4 protein-coding genes are annotated in these 6311 nt (G+C 44.4%); all 4 read right to left on the bottom strand.

All coding sequences use genetic code 11. The features are described from left to right. Positions 1-842 precede the first annotated feature (842 nt). Positions 843-1769: an Rpn family recombination-promoting nuclease/putative transposase gene (locus Q0081_RS08635; RefSeq protein WP_298351506.1), complete on the bottom strand. Its 927-nt coding sequence runs from the start codon at positions 1767-1769 to the stop codon at positions 843-845. A 93-nt stretch (positions 1770-1862) separates the two neighbouring features. Further along, a complete protein-coding gene (locus Q0081_RS08630) occupies positions 1863-2426 on the bottom strand; it encodes an HD domain-containing protein (RefSeq protein WP_298351503.1) in 564 nt (187 codons plus the stop codon). Beyond that, the gene (locus Q0081_RS08625; RefSeq protein ID WP_298351500.1) at positions 2426-5158 is read right to left on the bottom strand and encodes a YncE family protein; all 2733 of its coding nucleotides are present in this window, start codon (positions 5156-5158) and stop codon (positions 2426-2428) included. Before Q0081_RS08625 ends, Q0081_RS08630 begins: the two co-directional genes overlap by 1 nt. Positions 5159-5257: 99 nt before the next feature. Then, the coding region (locus tag Q0081_RS08620) for a SusD/RagB family nutrient-binding outer membrane lipoprotein (protein ID WP_298351499.1) at positions 5258-6311 on the bottom strand (1054 nt) is incomplete at its 5' end.

Here is a 6311-nt window from a genome sequence, read left to right as displayed (position 1 = left end):
TTGGCATCATATTAAACACTTGTGGCTCAAAATCGAAGATTATACCAGTAGCGATTCTCTCAAAAAAGCTATTGATGAAATCGTCATACAAATGAAAATCAAATACACTATTACTTTTAATTGATTACTTAATGATACCCGACTTGCAGAATTCCACTACCTTTTTTTGTTCTTCGTTGAGTTTGGCAGGACGACCGCTTCGGGGTAAATCTGATTAGCCTGATAACTTCTCTGATTCCCATCTCTTGAACCGCATGGGCGGTCCAGTATGCACTAATCCTATCGGGCTTAGTCCCATACAATTCTGATACAGATTTCTTAGACCTTTTGCAAAGCAATCTAATATCAAAATGCTGATAATCAAATAATTAAAGCATAAGTAATGATTGCAATTTAATACACAAGAACTTTTACTTTAGACCTTAATAGATTCAATTCCCGATAATGTAATAGCATCCACAGGTTTTGTAGTGTTTTCCTCGAAACTGGCAAAAGTTACCGGGCAACACTTGTTTTTTTCCATAATTCAAAAATATTATGATGAATCAAATGATTGCGAAAATGGAGAAAGGTCAATATCCAAGTATTAATCAAATAGAAGTAGAAAACTTAGAAATTGTTGTTCCTCCACTAGAAGAGCAAGCGTAGATAGTGGAGGAGTTGGAGGCTGATGTGGCGGTGGTCAACGGAGCCAAGCGGCTGCGCGAGAAAATGCAGGCCAAGATCAACGGAGTGATTGCGAAAGTGTGGGGATAGAAAAAAACTTACCGAAAGGCCGGGACACCTGGCCTTTCAGGAAGTTAACGTATAAAGTTCATTTGGTCAGGAAAAGTATTCGCAGGCTACATTTTAGCAATAATTTCTTCGACTTTAGCTTTGGGCAGTTCAAAGGTTTGGGCAATGGTAGCGGCATCCATGCCTATTTTTACCAATTTCTGCACAAACACGATAGTAGCCTCCTCTTTGCCTTCAATTTTACCTTCGATTTTGCCCTGGATTTTGCCTTCAAGCTTCATGGCTTCTGCGATAGTCATGGTAATGCTGTTTGTTTGGATTGAAATGTTTCGAAATATATCAACGATTTTTGGCTTTGCCAAGTTCTCGGTGGTGGAAAGTACATACAGAAATACGCTTCGGATATAACTCATATCGCCCGTGGATTCAATGGCTTGGATTAGTTCGGTAAAAGCCTGAGCAATGCCGAGCAAGTAGGATTTGGTTCGACTGTTTTTGAGCAATATCCATGAAAGAGCTAAAAATTTATTGGAAAACCCCGCGATTTGCTCGTCCGAAAACTGCGAAATGTCAAAAAGTAAATAATCAAAATCAGGTAAAAAACGAGCCAAATCAGCGTCTAACCCTTTGAAATACTGCGGGATGGATTGGTATTTCCAGCGGTTTTTGCCGTGATAAATCACAATGGGGATGGTGAGCGTGGGCTCTTTCTTTTCTTTGCTGTCTTGTTCCCACGCATTGAGCAAATAGCGTAAAAGCTGAAAATGGGGGTATTTTTCCTGATAACTTTTGTGTTCAAAAAGCAACGCAATGCGAATTTTTTGGGAATGTTGGTACGTACACTGATAAACAATATCCGCAAAATGCTCCTCCAGCTTTTCGTCCGTGTAGGAGTTATTGCTCAACTCTAAACTTGATAAGTCTATTTTTTGGCTTAATTCTTTGGGGAAAAGCTCCTGAATCAACCCTTCCACTAACTGTTTTCGGGAAAAGCTGTCTTTGAAAAACTTGTCGTGTACGTTGTCTATCGGCATAAAAGAAAGAGGGACGAAAAAGCGGGAGAAAGATAGTTTTTTATGCTTAACTAAAAAACTACCCTTGCTTTTTTCGACCCTGTTTCAATGTTTTTACGCCAATACCTCTTCACACAACTTCAAATATGCTTCCAAATCAGGCTTAGGCAGTCCCGTTACTTTGGCGGCTTCGTCCCAGCGGCGCATTTGGATAATGAGCTCAAAATAAGGGTTTTGCTCAAAGGATTTGGCTTCTTCGGCTTGCATCGGGCCGCCCTGAAATTCAAGAGTTTTGCGGCTGGCATCGGATAAACCTGCGAAGTATTTAGGGTTTTTGTACGTCAAATATCGCTTGGCATTGACGTGATTGGCCACCAGAATACACACTTTTTCGGGAAAACCGCGTTCACGCAGCCAATCGGCGGCTACTTCTTCGTGGTTTTTTCGGCCATAGACTTCCATCAATTCTTCTTCCAGTTCGGCAGGCATTAAATGGCCAATGTCGTGCAGAAAAGCGGCAGCCTGTACTTCTGGGTCAAAGCCGCCTTTTCGGGCTAAATCGGCTCCCTGCGTAGCATGTTCCAGTTGGCTTATATCTTCGCCGTAGTATTGTTCATCACCTTGTGATTCAAACAATTGGCGAATTTCGGTTAAGGAGGAGGAGACTAAATCGTTCATTAGTGTTCGTTTTGTTGCCTGTAATGTTCTTTACGTTGTTCGTCGGGGTCATCCATTTTGGGACCCGGTTTGGCGGTTTTCCAATCAAATGTCTTTTTGTAAATCTCCATCGCCTTATCCACGTCAAAAACGCGTTTGTCAGGAATTACCAGTTGATACGGGGTAAAATCGGGCTTTTCGGTAAAAAAATCCTGAAGCAGCGAAGCCGTGGCGTCGTATTGATTTACGTACGGAACGCCTAAGGTATTATAAATTATTTTCAAAATAGAGCCAAAATTGGCGTGCGTGTGTGATACATGCCCTCGCTTGACGTACGGCCCGGCCAACATCAGTAATGAACGGTGCGCGTCGATGTGGTCTACGCCGCCCTGAGGGTCATCTTCCGTGATGACAACAAGCATATTTTTCCAGTAGGGAGTATGCGATAGAAATTGAAGTAAACGTCCCAACGAAATATCATTATCAGCCATAAACGAATGTGGATAGGGATAGCCTGCATCGGGACGAATACCTGCCCCGTGGTCGTTGGGCAACTGAAGGGCAATGACGCGGGGCAAATCAACTTTTGCGGACTTGGAAGTTCCCTTTTTAGGTGTTAACCATTTTTCGGTGAATTCTTTCTCAAATTGGTCCATTCGCAGCCAATCCGGGATGTTCATATCAAAACCGGCGTAATTGCGGGAGGTATGTTCAAATACAGATTTTGCCAATGGAAATACCACCGGTTGACGTGCCCCAAATTCAAAATGATCCCATTCTTCTGCAACGCCAGCAAATTCATTTCCTTCCCCAAAACTGTAAAAAGGAAGTTTTTTGCGTTCCAACGCTTCCCACATTCCCCCCGTTTCGTTGTAATCTTCGGGATCAATCGCGCCCGTTGCTTTGGGAAACCGCCGCCCGGGTGCCTTAGAGAAGGCATTGAATGAGCCTGCATGATTGGAATTGGCTTCGACCCATTCGTTGGGAATTACGCCCATCATCCAATGGTGACCGTGGATGGAGGCATCGGAATCGCAGTAAAAATTATCGGAATACGCAAATTGTTTCGCAATTCGCTGATGATTGGGCATCACATCTACGTGTCGCAAGGTATCTTTTTTGGTAGTTACCGTGACATTAGTGCCGTAGCGGGTTATTGTTGTGTCGCCATTAGAGAGTTGCCCCAATACTTCATCGTAAGTACGGTTTTCTTTGGTAACGTACACAATGTATTTAATAGGGCTTGGCCGTGAAGCGGGTAGGGGAGGGAGAGGGTTTTTCCCGTCATCGGTAAGGGATACGGATTCAAATGTGTTATTAGTGGCCTGTTGCGTCCAAGTCGCCAATTCTGCGGGAGCAGGTAGAGTGATTTTTTGAAAAGTACCCAATTGAATATCTCCAATGTAAGTTCCTCGGTCCGGTTTCACAAAACCTTTCCCACCGTTTTGACCCGCACCTAACCCCCGTGCCGAAACTACGTAGATCGTTTTTTCATCCGGCGACAGTTTTACTTTCGTCGGTCCCCAACCAGTAGGAATTAATCCCTTTACCCGGCGCGTGGTTAAATCTACTACTGCCACGGCGTTGAAGCCCAACAAAGCTACGTACAGGGTTTTTTCATCTTGGGTCAGTGCCATTCCAAAAGGCATCAGACCGCGGTATTTATTGATGTTTGGGTGTACTTTCAGTGAAATATGCCCAACGATTTTGCGGGTTTTATAATCAATGATTGAAATATTGTCGTTGGTGGCATTGGAAACGTACGCAAACCGGTTGCCTACCGTTACCGAGTTGGGACTAGCTCCGCCCACCACTTCGGCTTCTTCAATCATTTCACCGATTTGATTACCGGTCTTAAATTTTCCCGTGACCTTATTGGTGCCTAAATCAACCATCCAAACACTCATCGCTTCGGGCACGAGTGGGCTGCCCAAGCCGGGTATTTTGCGTCCTTCTGCCTCTACTCCTTCAATGGATTCTTTGGTGAAGGTGCCGTAAGGAGGAAACTTCAACATCATTGTGTCTTTGTTTTTGGGCGTTACGCCGGGTACTAACGGGTATTCGTACAAACCTACATTGGCCACAAATGCCAATTTTTTATCAGGGCTGAGTGATAGTCCAAACGGCTGCCGTCCAACGGGAATGGATGAGGTGATTTTTTTGGTGGCTAAGTCAATGCGTACCATCCTGAAATGGGCGCGGTCGAGCACCAACAGCTCATTTTTGGCATTATTTAAGACTAAATCAGAAGTAAAACTTTCTTCAAAGTTTTGGCCGTTAACAGGTTGGTTAAGCGATATTTCGTCAATTTTTTCCTTTTTTTCAGTATCAAAAATCACCACATTGCCCTTGTCTCCTCCGCTCAAATACACAATCTTGGAATCGGCAGCAAAAGCAGCGCCCAAAAATGAGGCTCCTTTGAACGGGTCGGCGAAGGTTTTGGCATAATCTGGAATGCGGATGGCCTCTCGGGGTTGTTGCGCATCAATGAGGGAGATAGCGCCGCTGTGCAGGGCTACCACCCGTTTCCCGTCCGGACTGACCGTCAATCCAAACGGGTCGTTGGTAATGCGCAGTGTAGTGCCTGCGGGAGTTACTCGGCGCCCACTCGGAAGCACTGAATAACCACCCGTAGTGTCTATTTTGCAAAACTCAGATCTCCCTGGTACCTGAAGTGTTTTGAAGATACGGGATTGAGCGGAAAGTGCTATTGGAAAAAGAAGAAAGGAGAAAAGGAGAAAGGGGGAACGCATAGGGTCGAAAGAATTAGAAATGAGCTGTTTAAAGATATGAATAAAGCGGGAGAAAATTCCCCCGCTTTAGTATTCACTTTTTAACCTATGAGGAAAAAATTATTTCAAAATCCACATCATGTCGTTGATGTCGTCTTTGCCTGTATATTGTGTACTCAATGCAGCGTTATAGTTTGTGGCATTAGTATTTCGCTCCGTTGAAGGATATTGCCAACGTTTTGGAATCCTGCTGCTGTTGCCTGTACCTACACCCGTCAAGAAAGTAGGTATGCCTGTACGGCGATTGTTGTAAAAAGCCTCTAAACCAGAGTTTTGGAAGAAGGCAATGTACTTCTGTGTTAAAACTTGATTTAAACCTGTGGCATTGTTACCCGCATATTTTACCAATGTGCCGTCTAAATAAGTAGCTAAGGCTGTGGCGTCTGTGATGCCATAATGACCCATCGATGCAGCAATACCTCGGCGATACCACTCAGCAGCATCACCAGTAGCCCAGCCACGGTTGATGCCTTCGGCCAAGTTGAAGCACATTTCAGGATACCCAATTATAAACAAGGCTTCACCCACGTCATTGGCATAGTAACGTGAGCGTTTCTGAAACGAATACTCCCCATTTAAAGCTTTGGTACTCATGTCGGCTAAGTCTTCTCCAGAGCTTGCACCCACATACGCTTCATGATCTGTAACTTTTAAACCTGCTTTGATTTTGGCTTCGGCAGGTTCTGCCACGACAAAAATACGCGGGTCTCTACGTGCTACGAGCAGGTCCACGTAAGTTTTGGCCATATTTTCGCGGGTCGCATTGAAACCAAAGTTAGAGGGGTTGCGTGGATATTTATTGAAGTTGTTGAAAACATACTGCATATTATCGCCCATACTTGTCATTACTGGAAACTTGGTGGGGTTGCTCAATACTTCGGCAAAGCGCTGTTTTACTTGCAGTTCGCCATCAGCTTCTTGTTTGCTCAAGCTTACCAACACGCGCAGTTTAAAGGCGTTAACCACTTTCTGCCACTTGCGGAGGTCGTTGCCGAGGTAGATATCTCCCGCAAGGGTACGATCTCCTTTGGCGATAAGCGCAGTAAGATCGTCATTGGCACCATCAAGCCATTTCAATACTTGTACATACACGGCCTTTTGCGAATCGTACTTG

Source organism: Runella sp., from assembly GCF_027484545.1.
Lineage (GTDB): Bacteria > Bacteroidota > Bacteroidia > Cytophagales > Spirosomataceae > Runella.
This window is presented reverse-complemented; position numbering and strand designations above follow the sequence as displayed.